Origin of the sequence: Gordonia liuliyuniae (genome assembly GCF_021739025.1) — a bacterium.
Classification (GTDB): Bacteria; Actinomycetota; Actinomycetes; order Mycobacteriales; family Mycobacteriaceae; genus Gordonia; species Gordonia liuliyuniae.
On the sequence record NZ_JAKKOT010000005.1, the window covers coordinates 247821 to 263379 of the forward strand.

Consider the following 15559-nt stretch of genomic DNA (forward strand, 5'->3'; position numbering starts at 1 on the left):
TGGTGCCATGCGCTGGAACTACTCCGATTCGCGGGACGCTCGCCGCGCCCGCCGGTCCTCGATGCTGCGCCGAAACTCGGCTGCACGCTCCTCGTAGTCCGGCGGCACCTCGAATCGAAGCCCCTGATGGGGCACGTCTGCGGGTCGGGTTCCCGGGTCGGGCACGATCTGCCGCAGCAGCGGCTCGGGCAGACCACGCCGCTTCCACTCGCGCGGGTAACCGACCGACACCTCCTCGAACCGGACGTCGTCGTACCAGGTGGTCCGCGGAATGTGCAGATGTCCGTAGACGCTGCACATCGCGTTGAAGCGGGTGTGCCAGTCCGCGGTCAGCTCGCTGCCGCACCACAGCGCGAACTCCGGGTACATGAGCACGTCGCAGGGTTCGCGCCGCAACGGCCAATGGTTGATCAGGACCGTCTCCTCCGCCGGGTCGAGCGCTTCGAGACGTCGGAGCGTCTGCGCGACGCGGTCGCGGCCCCACGCGTCGCGTGTGCCGAACGGCTCCGGCGACAGCAGGAACTCGTCGGTTGCGACCACGTTTCGGTCGCGGGCGACGGCCAAGGCCTGGAGCGCCGTCGTGGTCCCTTCCGGTCGGAACGTGTAGTCGTACAGCAGGAACATGGGGACTACGCGCACCGGACCACTCCCGTCGCGCGGGTCGAACAGCGGGTAGATGTCCTCGGGGGTGACGACGCCGATCTCCCGACACGCCTGGACGAGGTAGTCGTAGCGGGCCACCCCGAAGATCTGCAGCGGGTCCTTCGCCGTCGTGTACAACTCGTGGTTGCCAGGCACCCAGACGACCGTCTCGAAACGAGCCGCGAGACGGCGGAGGGTGTCGATGATGTCGTCGGTGCGTTCGGCGACGTCGCCTGCCACGATCAGCCAGTCGCCCTCCCCCGTCGGCCGGATCCGGTCGATCATGTCTTCGTTTCCACGATGCGCCACGTGCAGATCGCTGATCGCCCAGAGTGTCGCCATGGCGACCATGCTGCCACGGCGGTACCGATCGGCACTCGCGTGGGATTACGGTGGAGCGATGACACGAGTACTCGCGGCCAGCGCCGTGATCGTCGACGACGTGGGCCGCGTCCTCCTCGTCCAACGTGGCCACGAACCCGAGAAGGGGCGCTGGTCGGTGCCCGGCGGCCACGTCGAAGACGGCGAGACATTCGCTGAGGCGGCGCGCCGAGAAGTGCTCGAAGAGACCGGCCTGCACGTGGAGATCGGCGTCGAGCTGTGGGCCGTCGAAGTGCCGTACGGCGAGTTCGGCGTGTTCGAGATTCACGACTTCGCGGCGACCGTCCTCGGCGGAACGCTGCACGCCGGTGACGATGCGGACGCAGTCCGGTGGTGCACCGACGACGAGCTGGACTCGCTGCCCCTCACGCGGGGGTTGGCCGGCCACCTCCGTCGAGCAGGCGTGATGTCTCGCCAGTCTCCCGTCTGAACGACGCGGCCACCGCCGCGGCCTATGCTCGCGCTGTGAGCGCACTTCTACGGGCCGCGTCCGGTACGGCCGTCCTCGCCGTGTCCAGCTGCATCCCAGCGGTCATGTTCACGATGTCGACGACGCTCGAACCGTGGCTGATCGTCCTCGTGTTGCTCGCGAACGCCGTCGCCTACAGCGCCTTCCTCGCTGTGTACGCGAAAGCCGACCGCAAGCGGGCCGCCGCGTACACCGCGCTCGGATCAACGATCATCCCGCTGGCCGCGGCCCTGCTCTCCGGCGATCTCACCGTGCCGGTCCTGATCGGCTGGCCGTGCACGTATGTCCTCGCGTGGTCGGTCGCACGGGGGCGCAGTATCGGCGTCCTCGGCGTGATCGGGGCCTCCCTCGTCACCGGACTGGGCTACTTCTGCATGTTCGTCTTCATTATCGGCTCCGCGTTGAGCGACGACCCGATGACGACCACGGTCACCGGAGCCGCCGTCATCAGCAGCGTCACCGCGCTCGCTGCGAACGGCGTCCTGCGCATGGAAGTCGCCGTGCGCGAATCGATCCGGGCCGCCTGAGATCACCCTGGCAGACCGCTCCCCGAGCGGGCTGAACAAGGACACGATCGAGCCCTTCTGCCGCACCGAGGCCGGGCGTACGGTGGGGTCATGAGCGACGCACAGGTGATCATCGGTGGAGGATTGGCGGGCGCGAAAGCTGCGGAGGCGCTCCGCGATCAAGGGTACGACGCGGCGATCGTGCTGATCGCCGAGGAGCAGCATCTCCCCTACGAGCGACCACCGCTCTCGAAGGGATACCTCGCGGGCAGCGACGAGCGCGCGGACGCGTTCACCTTCGACGCGGACTGGTATGTGGCCCACGACATCGACGTCCGGATCGGTGTCCGCGCCGTTCGTATCGACCGCGACGCGCACGAGGTGCATCTCGACGACGGAACATCCGTCGCGTACTCGAAGCTATTGCTGGCGACCGGTTCGTCGTCGCGACGCATGGACGGCGCCGACGGAGCGCTCTATCTGCGGAGCATCGACCAGTCCGAGCAGATCCGCGACGCCATCGGCCCGGGGCGGCACCTCGTGGTAGTCGGCGGCGGTTGGATAGGCCTGGAAGTCGCCGCCACCGCACGCCAGTCGGGCAGCGACGTCACGCTGATAGAACCCCAGGAGCAGCCGTTGGAGAAGATCCTCGGCTCGCGGATCGGACGTGTGTTCGCCGACCTGCACCGCGAGCACGGGGTCGACCTCCGACTCGGCGTGGGCGTCGACACGGTGGCGCCCCGATCGGTCACGACCGGCGACGGAGATCAGATTCCCGCCGACGCTGTCCTCGTCGGCATCGGCGCCGTCCCGAACGTCGACCTCGCCCGCGACGCCGGATTGGATGTCTCCAACGGCGTCGACGTGAACGCGCGCCTGCAGACCAGCGACCCCGACATCTATGCGGTCGGCGACATCGCCAACCACGATCACCCGACGCTCGGGCGTCTGCGCGTGGAGCACTGGGCGAACGCCCAGAATCAGCCAGCGGTCGCGGTCGCGAACATGCTCGGCGGCACACAGGTCTATGACCGCCTCCCCTACTTCTTCACCGACCAGTACGACCTCGGCATGGAGTACCGCGGATACGCGTCGGGCGAGAACGCCGTCGTCGTCCGCGGCGACACTGCGACGCGCGAGTTCCTCGCCTTCTGGCTCGCCGACGGCGCCGTCGGCGCAGGTATGAACGTGAACATCTGGGATCAGGGCGACGCCATCGCCGAACTCATCGCATCCGGGAGGACCGTGGACGTCGACAGGCTCGCCGATCCGAACGTCCCCCTCGACGAGGTCTGACCCCTACCGCACCCACGCTCCGGAACGGACCCGCCAGGCGACGGCTCCGAGCCGCGTGAGCATGAAGAGCAGCAGGCCCGTCCAGATTCCGGCAAGCCCCCAGTCGAAGACGAGGGACAGCCAGATCATCGGGAAGAACGCGCACAGAGCGCCGGCGAGCGTCGCGGTCCGCAGGAACGCGGCGTCTCCGCTGCCGAGCAGAACGCCGTCCAACGCGAACACGATTCCGGCAATGGGCAGCATCGCGACGAAGAACCACCACGGGGTGGTGATCGCGTCGAGGACCGCGGCGTCCGAACTGAAGATCTTCGGCAGCACGCCTGCGCCGGCCGCCAGCGTCGCGGCGAGCACCGCAGACACCGCGAGCGACGTCCCGGTGACGCTGCGGGCAGTACGTCGAGCGACATCGAAAGTCTTGGCGCCCAACGCCGCGCCGACGAGTTGCTGCGCGGCGATCGCGAGGGAGTCGAGCAGCAGCGACGTGAACTCCCACAATTGCAGCACGACCTGATGCGCGGCCACCTGCGCGACGCCGAAGCGGGCGGCGACCGCGGCAGCCGACACGAAACAGATCTGGAATGACAGACTCCGCACGATGAGATCGCGGCCCATCCGCACCTGCGCGGCGATCACCGAACGATCCGGGGCGAGACCGGCGGGCGCTGCGCGGACCAACCGTGTACCGAAGAGCACACCGGTGATCGACTGCCCGACGAGATTGGCTACCGCACTGCCGTTGAGTCCCAGACGAGGCAGACCGGCCACCCCGTGTACCAACCCGACGCACAGCACGGCGCCGACAGCGAGGCCGCCCACCACGTAGTAGACGGGTCGACGCGTGTCCTGAACGCCGCGCAACCACCCGTTCCCCGCCATCGCGACGAGAATCAACGGCACACCGAACACTGCGATCCGCAACCATCCCGCAGCGTCTGCGGCGACCGTCTCGTCGGGGACGAGAGCGCCGGTCACCCACGGTGCTGCCAGCCAGCCGACCACCACAATCACGGCGCCGACACCGAGCGCGATCCAGGTCGCCTGCACGCCCTCGACGATCGCGCGATCACGGTCGCCGCTGCCGTACGCGCGCGCAGACCGCGCCGTCGTCCCGTACGACAGGAACGTCAACTGGGTGCTGATGACCGACAGGACGAGCGTCGCGACCGCCAACGCGGCGAGCTCGGCGGCGCCGAGACGACCGACGACCGCGAGGTCGAGCATGAGGTAGAGCGGCGGCGCGACGAGCACGACGAGCGCCGACGCGGCGAGCCGGAGCACGAGTGCCTACAGTTGAGCGCGCAACCGGGCGATGACGTCGGCCGCCGTCCCCGAATCGGAGTATCCAGCGGCGCGGGTGTGCCCACCGCCACCGAGAGCACGCGCCACCGGAACGAGGTCGACGGACGTCTTGCTGCGCAGCGACACCGTCCACTCGCCGGGCGTCGCCTCCTTGAAGACTGCCGCCACTTCGGCTTCGCGCGCAGTCCGGACGACGTCGATGACGCTCTCCGAATCGTCCCAGGCGAGTCCGGCCATCTCATCGGCGGTGACCGTCGCGTACACCAGACCTCGACCGTCGCACGCCTGCTCGTCGAGCACGGACGTGCCCAGAACGGTAGAGACCATCTGCAGCCACGAGTACGGGTGCGAGTCGAGCAGCGCACGACTCCACTGCGCCGCGTCCACCCCCGATTCGAGGAGTCGGGCCGCGACATGGAACGACGCCGGCCGCGCCCACTTGAACGAACCCGTGTCGGTGACCAGCCCCGCATACAGGCAGGTCGCGATGTCGGACGTCAGATCGACGCCGAGCTCGTCCAACACTTGCAGCACCAGCACCGCTGTGCAATCCGACTCGGGATCGATGAAATCGAGATCACCGAATCCCGCATTCGACACGTGGTGATCGATGCAGACTCGGGTGTCCGCCGCCGTGAACACGTCCTCGTAGGCGCCGAGACGACTGACCGTCGCCGCATCGACCGCGACCGCGACCTCGCCCGGCGCGGGAGGGGTCAACGGCGCGATGAGGTCGGCGCCGGGCAGCTCGTGCAGCACACCGGGCAACGTCTCCGGACCGGAGAACCCGCACCGTACGGCGACGCCGAGGGACCTCAGTCCGAGGCCGAGCCCCAGCGCACTGCCGATCGTGTCGGGGTCGGGTCGGACGTGACTGATGATCACGACCGAAGCCCGGTCACGTAGCGCGTCTGCTATCTGTGCTGCGGACGCCCGCGTCACCCGCGTCGGTCCTCACCGGACGAGCGTTCGTCCCCAGTAAGACCCACAGCGGGGTCATGGAGCTCATCGGCTTCGGAATCATCGGCTTCGGAATCGCCGTCATGCCGGTAGGGGTCGCTGTCGCCCGCAGGCTTCGCTTCCTCTGCGGCCCGCGCCACCATCTCGTCCTGTGCGCGCGCACGAGCCAACAGCTCGTCCATCGCGCGTGTCGCGTCCGGCACCGTGTCCAATTCGAACCGGAGGCTCGGAGTGAACCGGACGCCGGTTCCTGCGCCGACCTTGGAACGCAGCGCCCCGGTGGCGGCGGCCAGGCCGGCCGCCGCCCCCACGACATCCGGTTCGGCGTCGACCGATTCGCCCATCACCGTGTAGAACACCGTCGCATCGTGCAGATCCCCGGTCACCCTACAATCCGTGATCGTCACGTGGGCCAGGCGGGGATCCTTGATCTCCGACCCGATAGCGCTCGCCACTATGGTGGTGATCCGCTTCGCGAGCCGCGCGGCTCGTGCATGATCGACCATCAGTCTCGTGCCTTCTCCACCGTCTCGTAGCTCTTGCTGACGTCGACTGCGTTGAACTCCTGCGACGCCGTCATCAATCCCTCGCCTTCTCGATCATTTCGTAGGTCTCGATGACGTCGTCGACCTTGATGTCGCCGTAGGTGAGCGTCAGACCGCACTCGAAGCCTTCGCGGACCTCGGTGACATCGTCCTTCTCACGACGCAGCGACGACACGGTCAGGTTCTCGGCGACCACGGTGTTGTCACGCAGCAGACGCGCCTTGGCGTTGCGACGGACCACACCCGACTGCACCATGCAGCCTGCGATGTTGCCGACCTTGGACGACTTGAAGATCGCGCGGATCTCGGTGCGGCCCAACTCGACTTCTTCGTAGATCGGCTTGAGCATGCCCTTGAGCGCTGCTTCGATCTCCTCGATCGCCCGATAGATCACCGAGTAGTAGCGGATCTCGACGCCTTCGCGGTTCGCCAACTCCGTCGCCTTGCCTTCAGCACGGACGTTGAAGCCGATGATGATCGCGTCGGACGCGGCAGCGAGGTTGACGTTGGTCTCCGTGACGCCACCGACACCGCGGTCGATGATGCGCAACGACACCTCGTCGTCGATCTCGATGCCCAGGAGCGCCTCTTCGAGGGCCTCGACCGTACCCGAGTTGTCGCCCTTGAGGATCAGGTTGAGCTGGCTGGTCTCCTTGAGAGCCGAGTCCAGGTCTTCCAGACTGATGCGCTTGCGGCTGCGTGCGGCCAGCGCATTGCGCTTGCGCGCATTACGACGGTCCGCGATCTGACGCGCGGTCCGATCCTCTTCGACGACCAGCAGGTTGTCGCCTGCGCCCGGGACGGACGTGAAGCCGACCACCTGCACCGGACGGGACGGCCGCGCTTCCGCGACGTCCTCGCCGTGCTCGTCGACCATGCGACGGACGCGACCGTAGGCGTCGCCCGCGACGATCGAGTCACCGACCCGCAGGGTGCCGCGCTGGATGAGCACCGTCGCCACCGGACCGCGACCGCGGTCGAGGTGCGCTTCGATGGCCACACCCTGTGCGTCCATGTCGGGGTTGGCACGCAGATCGAGCGATGCGTCGGCCGTCAACAGCACGGCTTCGAGCAGTGCGTCGATGTTCTCGCCCTGCTTCGCCGAGATATCGACGAACATCGTCTCGCCGCCGTATTCCTCGGGGATCAGACCGTACTCGGTTAGCTGGCCGCGGATCTTCTGCGGGTCAGCGCCTTCCTTGTCGATCTTGTTGACCGCCACGACGATCGGCACGTCAGCCGCCTGCGCGTGGTTCACTGCCTCCACCGTCTGCGGCATGACGCCGTCGTCGGCGGCGACCACGAGGATCGCGATGTCGGTGGCCTTGGCGCCACGGGCACGCATGGCGGTGAACGCCTCGTGACCCGGGGTGTCGATGAACGTGATCAGGCGATCGTCACCGTTGAGGTGAGTGTTCACCTGGTACGCACCGATGTGCTGGGTGATGCCGCCGGCCTCCGAACCGCCGACGTTCTCCTTACGGATCGTGTCGAGCAGTCGCGTCTTACCGTGGTCGACGTGACCCATGACGGTCACCACCGGCGGACGCTGCTGGAGATCTTCTTCGTCGCCTTCGTCCTCGCCGTAGGTGAGGTCGAACTTCTCGAGAAGCTCGCGGTCCTCGTCCTCCGGGCTGACGACCTGGACGCTGTAATTCATCTCCGAGCCGAGCAGCTCGAGCGTCTCGTCGTTGACCGACTCGGTCGCCGTCACCATCTCGCCGAGGTTGAACAACGCCTGGACGAGCGCTGCCGGGTTGGCGTCGATCTTCTCCGCGAAATCCGACAGTGATGCGCCGCGGGCGAGACGGATGGTCTCACCGTTGCCGCGAGGCAGACGGACGCCGCCGACTGCGGGAGCCTGCATCGAGTCGTACTCTTGACGCTTCTGACGCTTCGACTTGCGTCCACGGCGCGGGGCGCCGCCCGGACGTCCGAACGCACCCGCGGCACCGCCGCGACCACGATTGCCGCCACCGGGACGACCGCGGAAACCGCCGCCTGCCGGTGCGCCGCCACCGGGACCGCCACCACCGGGGCCGCCACGGAAACCGCCGCCGCCGGGGCGACCGCCGCCGCCACGACCGCCCGGTCGTGCGTCGGGACGAGCCGCCCGCTGCGGCATCGCACCCGGCGACGGACGGGACGGCATGTTGCCGGGGCTAGGACGGGGACCGCCCTGACCTGCGGGCGGACGGCCGGAGCCTGCGCCCTGCTGGCCGGGACGTCCCGCACCGGGACGACCGCCGCCGGGGCGGGGTCCACCCTGGCCGGGGCCGGGACGCGGCCCCTGCGGGCGGGGCGTCGGCGCGGGCGCCGATGAGAACGGGTTGTTGCCGACACGCGGGGTGCGCGGGCCGGGACGCGGACCCGGGCGGGGTCCGGGAGCCTTCTGACCACCGGGCGCGGGCGCCGATGCGGCGGGAGCCTGCGGAGTCTCCGGCTTCGGGGCCGGAGTGGGTGCGGGCGCCGGAGTCGGGGCCGGCGCGGGCTTCGGTCCGGGGCGCGGGCCCGGGGTCGACGCCGACTTCGGCCCCGGAGCGGCCGGAGCCGATGCTTCGGGAGCGGACGGCGCAGCCGGGGCCGGCTTCGGGGCTCCGGGCTTGGGGCCGCCCGGCTTGGCCGCCGACGGCTTGGGGGACGACGGCTTCTGTGAAGCGCTCTGGGACGAGTCGCTCTGGGACGACTCTTTCTGGGACGACGCCTTCTGGACGTCACCTCCGGCGTCGCCGCCGGAGAAAGATTCGCGGAGTCGACGGGCCACGGGGGCCTCGACTGTCGATGACGCGGACTTGACGAACTCGCCTTGTTCCTTCAGACGTTCCAGCACCTTCTTGCTGGGGACGCCGATCTCCTTGGCCAGTTCGTGAACGCGGGCCTTGCCTGCCACTGCTCTCCTCACTTGGAGGTCGAGCGGGCATCCCGCTGCGACCTCAGTTAATTCGGGTCAACGTGCTCATCGTGGAGACTTCACGGTGTGCTCATGTCTTCTGCTACCTGTCCTGATTCCCTACGGAATCGTCTCGGTGATCTCGACGATCAGATCGGCGAGGTCGTCGGGGGCCACGGTGAAACCGCGATCCCGTAGCGCCGGTCCGAATGCCTTGCGCCGCACCGCTGCCGACACGCAGTCGGGGTCGCGATGCAGCCAGGCTCCTCGTCCCGGCAGCGTCCTGCTCACATCTACCACGACGGTCTGCGTACTGTCGGGCGCCGGTCGCACGACTCGAACCAGGGATGATGCGAGATCGCGGCGTCGGCATCCGATGCACGTGCGGACCGGAACGGTCGACGTTAGAGGAGCCATCGATCAGTCTATCTCATCAGCGGGGCTAGTCGATACGTCACCGTCAGCGACGCCGCCATCTGTGACGACTCCCTCACTCACGTCGGCGTCCTCACGCGGACCGCCGTCGCCGGTGTCCGAGCGGATGTCGATTCGCCACCCGGTCAACCGGGCCGCCAGCCGAGCGTTCTGCCCCTCCTTGCCGATGGCCAGCGACAGCTGATAGTCGGGCACGATGACGCGGGCAGCGCTCGTCTCATGGTCGATCACGGTCACCGAGAGCACCTTGGCGGGCGAGAGCGCATTGCCGACGAACACGGCCGGATCGGAGGCGAAGTCGATGATGTCGATCTTCTCGCCGGACAGCTCGCTCATCACGTTGCGCACGCGCTGCCCCATCGGGCCGATGCAGGCGCCCTTCGCATTGAGTCCGTTAACGCCGGTGTGGACCGCGATCTTCGATCGGTGGCCCGCCTCGCGGGCGACCGCGACGATCTCGACGGAGCCGTCGGCGATCTCGGGGACTTCGAGCGAGAACAGTTTGCGGACGAGGTTCGGGTGGGTCCGCGACAGCGTGATCTGCGGTCCGCGCATGCCACGGGCGACCCCGACGACATAGCACTTGATCCGGTCGCCGTGGTTGTAACTCTCCCCCGGAACCTGCTCGACGGACGGGATGATCCCTTCGGCGGCGTTCGCGTCGGTGCCGATCTGCACGACGACGATGCCTTTCGAGTTCAGACGCGCGTCGGCCTGCACGACGCCGCCGACGACCTCACCCTCGTGCGCGACGAGATCGCCGTAGGTCTTCTCGTTCTCGGCGTCGCGCAGACGCTGCAGGATCACCTGGCGCGCCGTCGTGGCGGCGATGCGGCCGAAGCCCTCGGGGGTGTCGTCCCACTCGTGGACGACGGCACCGGCCTCGTCGACTTCCTGCGCCATCACGCGGACCGCCCCGGACTTCCGGTTGACGTCGATGCGAGCGTGCTGAGCGAATCCGTCGGTGTGGCGGTATGCGGTGAGCAGGGCCGTCTCGATGGCGGTGATGACCGTGTCGATCGACACGCCCTTGTCCGCTTCGATCAGCCGCAGCGCGTTGATGTCGATGTGCATGGCAGGTGCTCCTATTCGCTTGTCGGTTCCAGTTATGTGTTCGCGATTATGTATTCAATTGTCTGAGTGTTCAGTCGTGATCCGGCTCAGTCGTGATCGGGCTCAGTCGTGATCGGGCGCGGCGGTGTCCGCGGGAGCGCGGCGGCGCGCGATCTCCGTATCGTCGAGCCCGCACGCGCGGAGCTCCGCTTCACCAGGCCGCCGGAAGTCGACGTCTACGACGGCCTTCTCGACGCTGTCGAGGGGCACGCCCACAGTCGTGATCCGCCCCTTGTCGGCGATGACCAGCGTGACCGTGTCACCGTCGAGCGGGCCGATGCGCGCGGCGAGGCTCACAGTGCTGCCGTCGAGCCTGTAGTCGAGTTTCACGGCACGGCCAGCGTTGCGTCGCCAGTGCCGGGGCAACGTGAGCGGCCGTCCGATCCCCGGCGTGGTGACTTCCAGATCGTAGGGTTGCGCGCCCATGAGGTCGGCCTCTTCGAGCGCCGTGTCGAGTTCGCGACTGAGCTCGGCGAGCGCGTCCAGGTCGGCCCCACCATCACGGTCGACGACGACGCGGATGTCGCGACGTCCCGGCGGGGTCAACACCGCGATCTCTTCGAGGTCGTAACCGACCGCGCTGAGGATCGGCTCCACGACGAGCCCGATGGCTTCGGTCTTATCACCGCTCATGCGCAATCGTCTCCTCGTTGTGTTCTAGCCGGGTTGTGTTCTGGCCGGGTCGTGTTCTGGCCGGGTCGGCGGCATCGGTGATGTCGTGATTGTCGTCCGTGCCACCCACCGCGCCCGCGGCGCGGCGGTACCGAGTTTACGTGCGACGCGGTGCCCGTTCAGGGCCTGCTGAGTGTAGTCGATTTCCGACCCTGGCAGAATTTGACGACGTGAGCGTCCGTTCAACAGACTTCAGTCCCTCCCGTCGCACTGTGCTGCGCGGCGCCGCCGCCATTCCGGTAGCGGTCGCGACCGGTGCCGCGGTGTCCGCGTGCGGGCCGACGACGGACGAGGAACGCGACCTCGGCGACATGCTGGTGACGCATGCGCAGGCCGCGGTCCGCCAGCAGAAGGCCGCGGCGGCGTTGGCGCCCCGCACCACCGAGTACACGGCGGCGTTGACCGTCGTCGCGCAGCAGCGAGGCGAGCATGCGCAGGCGTTGCGCGACGAGATCGACCGGGTCCACTCGTCGTCGGCCGATCAGATCGACGTTCCAGGTCCAGCGCTGCCGACGCTCGACGCGCTGCGCGGCGCACTCGCCTCGTCGACGCGTGTGGCGGCCGACGGCGCCGTCCTCGAATCCGACTTCGTCGCGGGTCTCCTCGCGTCGATCTCGGCGTCCTGTAAGACTCTCGCGGAGGTCCAGCTCGCATGACCCAGAACGACGCCCTCACCACAGCGGTCGACGCCGAGTTCGCGGCAATCTTCACCTATGGCCTCACGACCGCGTTCGTGGGATCCGACCAGCGCAACACCGTCGGCGAGTACATCGCCGAGCACCGGGTGCGCCGTGACGAGTTGAACGCCGCACTGGTCTCGGCGGGAGTGGCCGAGCAGGTCCCGGACGCCGGCTACACGCTCCCGTTCGAGGTGACCGACGACGCGACCGCGGTCAAGGCCCTCTTGCAGGCCGAGACGACGTGCGCGAGCGCCTACCGTGCGCTCGTCGAGCAGGCCGACGACGGCAAGATCCGGCGGCTCGGGGTGGACGGACTCACCGACACCGCCATGCGGATCGCCTTCTGGCGAGGCGTGGCAGGCCTGTCCCCGTCGACCGTCGCGCTTCCGGGCGCACGGTAGTTGGCCTGAACCAGTTGGCCCTGAGCCAGTTGGCCCCGAGCCTCCGGGGAATGCGCGTCAGCGGCGCACAGCCCGCACGATGGCGTCTTGCGCGCCGTCGACCGGCACTTCGGTCGACTCTCCGCTGAAACGATCACGGATTTCGACGGTGCCGTTGGCCCAGCCGCGCCCGACGACCACGACGACGGGCATGCCGAGGAGCTCGGAGTCCTTGAACTTCACGCCCGGCGACGCCTTGCGATCGTCGAGCAGGACCGAGAGTCCGGCGGCGTCGAGTTTCTCGGCGAGCTCGCCTGCGCCGGTGATCGCGGCGTCGTCCTTGTTGGCGATCACGAGGTGTACGTCGAACGGCGCGACCTCGCGCGGCCAGCGCAGCCCCTTCTCGTCGTGCATCTGTTCGGCGAGGACCGCGACCATGCGCGAGACGCCGAGCCCGTATGAGCCCATCGTCACGCGGACCGGTTTGCCGTTCTCGCCGAGGACGTCGAGGCCGAAGGCGTCGGCGTACTTGCGGCCGAGTTGGAAGATGTGGCCGATCTCGATGCCCTTGGCCGATTCGAGGACCCCGGCGCCGTCGGGCGACGGATCGCCGTCGCGGACCTCGGCGGCTTCGATCACGCCGTCCGGCGTGAAGTCGCGGCCTGCGACGAGGTTCACGTAGTGACGGCCCTTCTCGTCGGCTCCGGTGATCCACGACGTGCCGTCGACGACGCGCGGGTCGACCAGGTAGGTGAGCTCTGCGGCCTGGACGCCCTTCGGGCCGATGTATCCCTTGACGAGTGCCGGATTAGCGGCGAAATCGGCGTCGTCGAGGAGTTCGACTTCGCTCGGTTCGACCGATGCTTCAAGACGTTTGAAGTCGACTTCGCGGTCGCCGGGCACGCCGATCGCGGTGATCTCCCAGTCGCCGCCGGGCTGACGGATCTTGACCATGACGTTCTTGAGCGTGTCGGCGGCCGTGTAGTCGCCGTCGAGGGTCGCGTCGGCCCAGGCGACGAGCGACTCGATGGTCGGGGTGTCGCCGGTCTCGTACGACACGGCGGCAGGCAGTCCGTCGAACGGTAGCGCGTCGGGCGCCGTGGTGGCGACGGCTTCGACGTTGGCCGCGTAATCCGATTCGGTGCTGCGGACGAATGTGTCCTCGCCGACGTCGCACACGGCGAGGAACTCTTCAGACCTGCTGCCGCCCATCGCTCCCGCGGTCGCCCGCACGATGACGTATTCGACGCCGAGGCTGTCGAAGATCCGTTGATAGGCGGCGCGATGCTTGTCGTAGGACGTCTGCAACGCGTCGTCGTCGAGGTCGAACGAGTACGAGTCCTTCATGACGAACTCGCGCCCGCGCAGCAGGCCGGCGCGGGGACGCTCCTCGTCGCGGTATTTGGTCTGCACCTGGTAGAGGATGACGGGCAGATCCTTGTACGAGCTGTACTCGCCCTTCACCAGTTGAGTGAAGATCTCCTCGTGGGTCGGGCCCAGGAGCAGGTCCGCACCCTTGCGGTCCTTGAGACGGAAGAGGTTGGGGCCGTACTCGGTCCAGCGCCCCGTCGCCTCGTACGGGTCACGCGGAAGCAGCGCGGGCAGCAGGATCTCTTGCGCGCCGATCGCGTCCATCTCCTGGCGCACGAGGTTCTCGACGTTGCGGAACACCTTGAGCCCCAACGGCAGCCACGAGTACACACCGGGTGCGCTGCGTCGGATGTAGCCGGCGCGCACCAGCAGCTTGTGGCTCGGCACCTCCGCGTCGGCGGGGTCGTCTCGAAGCGTGCGGAGGAACAGGTCGGACATGCGTGTGATCACGGTGTACCAGCTTAGTTGTGGCGCCTACGGGTTCGTTAGGGTGGTCGCGTGCTCGTGATCCTGCCTCCTTCGGAGACCAAGTCCGACGGCGGGAAGTCCGCCCCGCTCGACCTCGACTCGTTGTCGCTGCCGGAGTTGAACGGCGTTCGACGCCGTATCGCGGACGCTGTCGTCGAACTCGCGGGCGACCTCGAGGCCTCACGCGCCGCGCTCGGTCTCGGTGCCACGGACGCTGCGATCGCCGAGGTGGCGCGCAACGCCGAACTGTGGAGGGCGCCGACGCGTCCGGCGATCACGCGCTATACGGGCGTGCTGTACGACGCCCTCGATTATCCGGGTATGACGCGGGCGTCGAAGGCAAAGGCCGCCGACCGGCTGATGATCGGGTCGGCGCTGTTCGGTGTGGTGTCGGCGGCCGACCTGATTCCGGCGTACCGCTTGTCTGGCGGCTCCAAGCTGCCCGGGTTCGGAACCCTGGGTGCGGCGTGGAAGCCTGCACTGTCGCCCGCCCTCGATGCGCTCGACGATTTCGTCGTCGATCTGCGGTCGGGTGTCTACCAGAAGCTGGGGCCGGTGGACGGCGCGGTGTCGGCCACCGTCGTCACCGAGTTCGCCAACGGCTCACGCAAGGTGGTCAGCCATTTCAACAAGCATTACAAGGGTCTCGTCGCGCACGAGCTGGTGCGGACGCGCCGCACCGTCCGCGATGTCGACGGACTCGCTGCGGTGCTCGCGGACGCGGGCCAACGCGTCGAGATCACGTCGCCGTTGGAGATCACGGTGGTGACCGAGGACTGATCTGGCGAGGACTCGAGGGCGCTCAGGTCGCCGGGGTGAGCCGCATGGCGACGCGGTTCGGCCCTCCGGGCACCGGCCCGGCTGGGCCGACGACAAAGAAGCCCTCCTTCTCGAACATCGATCGCACGCCCGGGTACGCGAAGATCGGAGTGACCCGCTCGCGTGGGTCCACGGGGTAGGCGCCGATGACGTCTGCACCCTTCTCGACAGCGTATTCGACAGCGCCGTGCAGGAGCCGCTGTCCGATCCCGCGGCGTCGGCGGCCGCCACGCGTCCGGAGGCAGAAGATCGTCCACGGGTCGCCGTCGCTGGTCGGCGGATACGTGCTGTGATCGGCCATGGCACGGATGTCGCTGCGTCTCGCGACGCCCGCCCAACCCACGACGTCGCCCACCTCGTCGTACGCGAGAACTCCCGGTTCGGGGCGACGACCGCACAGCTCGAACACCGCTTGGCGACGGGCCTCGGCGTCGAGGTTTGTCGCGGAGGCCCCCAGTCGGTAGGTGAGGCACCAACATGCGATGGCGTCGGGCCGACGTTTCGGCCCGAGCATGGTCTCCACGTCGTCGAACACGTCTTGGGTCGCAGCGCGGAAGGTCAGGTTCGGTACGTCGGACACGTTCCCTCCTCTCCCCTGTTCTCAGGGTCCTGTTCTCAGTGCCCTCTTCTCAG

The 15559-nt window shown here is 68.1% G+C and carries 16 protein-coding genes; 6 read left to right on the plus strand and 10 right to left on the minus strand.

Annotated elements, in window-relative coordinates; translation table 11 throughout:
* Positions 1–18: 18 nt before the first annotated feature.
* Positions 19–984 carry a metallophosphoesterase family protein gene (locus L5G28_RS11990; RefSeq protein WP_236997404.1) on the minus strand — a complete coding sequence of 322 codons (966 nt, stop codon included), beginning with the start codon at positions 982–984 and terminating at the stop codon, positions 19–21.
* 58 nt (positions 985–1042) lie between these two features.
* Between L5G28_RS11990 and L5G28_RS11995 the strand changes: the two genes are divergently transcribed.
* The 3 genes from L5G28_RS11995 to L5G28_RS12005 all read left to right on the plus strand — a co-directional run bounded on the left by L5G28_RS11995 (position 1043) and on the right by L5G28_RS12005 (position 3294).
* A complete protein-coding gene (locus tag L5G28_RS11995; protein WP_237001743.1) occupies positions 1043–1453 on the plus strand; it encodes an NUDIX hydrolase in 411 nt (136 codons plus the stop codon).
* 35 nt (positions 1454–1488) lie between these two features.
* Positions 1489–2019, plus strand: coding sequence for a hypothetical protein (locus tag L5G28_RS12000; RefSeq protein ID WP_237001744.1), 531 nt, complete (start codon positions 1489–1491; stop codon positions 2017–2019).
* Between the two features lie 90 nt (positions 2020–2109).
* On the plus strand, positions 2110–3294 hold the full coding sequence (locus L5G28_RS12005; protein ID WP_237001745.1) for an NAD(P)/FAD-dependent oxidoreductase: 1185 nt from the start codon (positions 2110–2112) through the stop codon (positions 3292–3294).
* Between the two features lie 3 nt (positions 3295–3297).
* Here L5G28_RS12005 and L5G28_RS12010 read toward each other — a convergent pair whose 3' ends face one another.
* The 7 genes from L5G28_RS12010 to rimP all read right to left on the minus strand — a co-directional run bounded on the left by L5G28_RS12010 (position 3298) and on the right by rimP (position 11169).
* Positions 3298–4572, minus strand: a complete 1275-nt coding sequence (locus L5G28_RS12010; RefSeq protein ID WP_308191975.1) for an MATE family efflux transporter — start codon at positions 4570–4572, stop codon at positions 3298–3300.
* Positions 4573–4578: 6 nt separating this feature from the next.
* A complete protein-coding gene (locus L5G28_RS12015; protein WP_237001746.1) occupies positions 4579–5535 on the minus strand; it encodes a DHH family phosphoesterase in 957 nt (318 codons plus the stop codon).
* Entirely contained in the window at positions 5532–6059 is a 528-nt protein-coding gene (rbfA, locus tag L5G28_RS12020; RefSeq protein ID WP_237001747.1) for a 30S ribosome-binding factor RbfA, read from the minus strand. Before rbfA ends, L5G28_RS12015 begins: the two co-directional genes overlap by 4 nt.
* 73 nt (positions 6060–6132) lie before the next feature.
* Positions 6133–8988 (minus strand): translation initiation factor IF-2, encoded by a 2856-nt coding sequence (infB, locus tag L5G28_RS12025; RefSeq protein ID WP_237001748.1) that lies wholly within the window; start codon positions 8986–8988, stop codon positions 6133–6135.
* Positions 8989–9108: 120 nt separating this feature from the next.
* A complete protein-coding gene (locus L5G28_RS12030; RefSeq protein WP_236997411.1) occupies positions 9109–9405 on the minus strand; it encodes a YlxR family protein in 297 nt (98 codons plus the stop codon).
* A 3-nt stretch (positions 9406–9408) separates the two neighbouring features.
* Positions 9409–10497 carry a transcription termination factor NusA gene (nusA, locus tag L5G28_RS12035; RefSeq protein ID WP_236997412.1) on the minus strand — a complete coding sequence of 363 codons (1089 nt, stop codon included), beginning with the start codon at positions 10495–10497 and terminating at the stop codon, positions 9409–9411.
* Positions 10498–10599: 102 nt separating this feature from the next.
* On the minus strand, positions 10600–11169 hold the full coding sequence (rimP, locus tag L5G28_RS12040; RefSeq protein WP_237001749.1) for a ribosome maturation factor RimP: 570 nt from the start codon (positions 11167–11169) through the stop codon (positions 10600–10602).
* Positions 11170–11378: 209 nt separating this feature from the next.
* Between rimP and L5G28_RS12045 the strand changes: the two genes are divergently transcribed.
* The gene (locus L5G28_RS12045; protein ID WP_237001750.1) at positions 11379–11864 is read left to right on the plus strand and encodes a hypothetical protein; all 486 of its coding nucleotides are present in this window, start codon (positions 11379–11381) and stop codon (positions 11862–11864) included.
* Positions 11861–12289 carry a ferritin-like domain-containing protein gene (locus tag L5G28_RS12050; protein WP_237001751.1) on the plus strand — a complete coding sequence of 143 codons (429 nt, stop codon included), beginning with the start codon at positions 11861–11863 and terminating at the stop codon, positions 12287–12289. The genes L5G28_RS12045 and L5G28_RS12050 overlap by 4 nt, the downstream gene beginning before the upstream one ends.
* A 57-nt stretch (positions 12290–12346) precedes the next feature.
* On the opposite strand, the gene L5G28_RS12055 is transcribed toward L5G28_RS12050, so the two are convergent.
* Positions 12347–14077: a proline--tRNA ligase gene (locus L5G28_RS12055; RefSeq protein ID WP_237001939.1), complete on the minus strand. Its 1731-nt coding sequence runs from the start codon at positions 14075–14077 to the stop codon at positions 12347–12349.
* Positions 14078–14137: 60 nt separating this feature from the next.
* Between L5G28_RS12055 and L5G28_RS12060 the strand changes: the two genes are divergently transcribed.
* A complete protein-coding gene (locus L5G28_RS12060) occupies positions 14138–14887 on the plus strand; it encodes a YaaA family protein (protein WP_237001752.1) in 750 nt (249 codons plus the stop codon).
* Positions 14888–14909: 22 nt separating this feature from the next.
* Here the strand turns inward: L5G28_RS12060 and L5G28_RS12065 are convergent, their stop codons facing one another.
* Positions 14910–15506, minus strand: coding sequence for a GNAT family N-acetyltransferase (locus L5G28_RS12065; protein WP_237001753.1), 597 nt, complete (start codon positions 15504–15506; stop codon positions 14910–14912).
* Positions 15507–15559: the final 53 nt, after the last annotated feature.

Excerpts from the sequence above, each read along its gene's own strand:
- L5G28_RS11990 (WP_236997404.1), bottom strand. The coding sequence starts at position 984 with ATGGCGACACTCTGGGCGATCAGCGATCTGCACGTGGCGCATCGTGGA.
- L5G28_RS12030 (WP_236997411.1), bottom strand. The coding sequence starts at position 9,405 with ATGGCTCCTCTAACGTCGACCGTTCCGGTCCGCACGTGCATCGGATGC.
- L5G28_RS11995 (WP_237001743.1), top strand. The coding sequence starts at position 1,043 with ATGACACGAGTACTCGCGGCCAGCGCCGTGATCGTCGACGACGTGGGC.
- L5G28_RS12055 (WP_237001939.1), bottom strand. The coding sequence starts at position 14,077 with ATGTCCGACCTGTTCCTCCGCACGCTTCGAGACGACCCCGCCGACGCG.
- rbfA (WP_237001747.1), bottom strand. The coding sequence starts at position 6,059 with ATGGTCGATCATGCACGAGCCGCGCGGCTCGCGAAGCGGATCACCACC.
- nusA (WP_236997412.1), bottom strand. The coding sequence starts at position 10,497 with ATGCACATCGACATCAACGCGCTGCGGCTGATCGAAGCGGACAAGGGC.
- L5G28_RS12050 (WP_237001751.1), top strand. The coding sequence starts at position 11,861 with ATGACCCAGAACGACGCCCTCACCACAGCGGTCGACGCCGAGTTCGCG.
- rimP (WP_237001749.1), bottom strand. The coding sequence starts at position 11,169 with ATGAGCGGTGATAAGACCGAAGCCATCGGGCTCGTCGTGGAGCCGATC.
- L5G28_RS12005 (WP_237001745.1), top strand. The coding sequence starts at position 2,110 with ATGAGCGACGCACAGGTGATCATCGGTGGAGGATTGGCGGGCGCGAAA.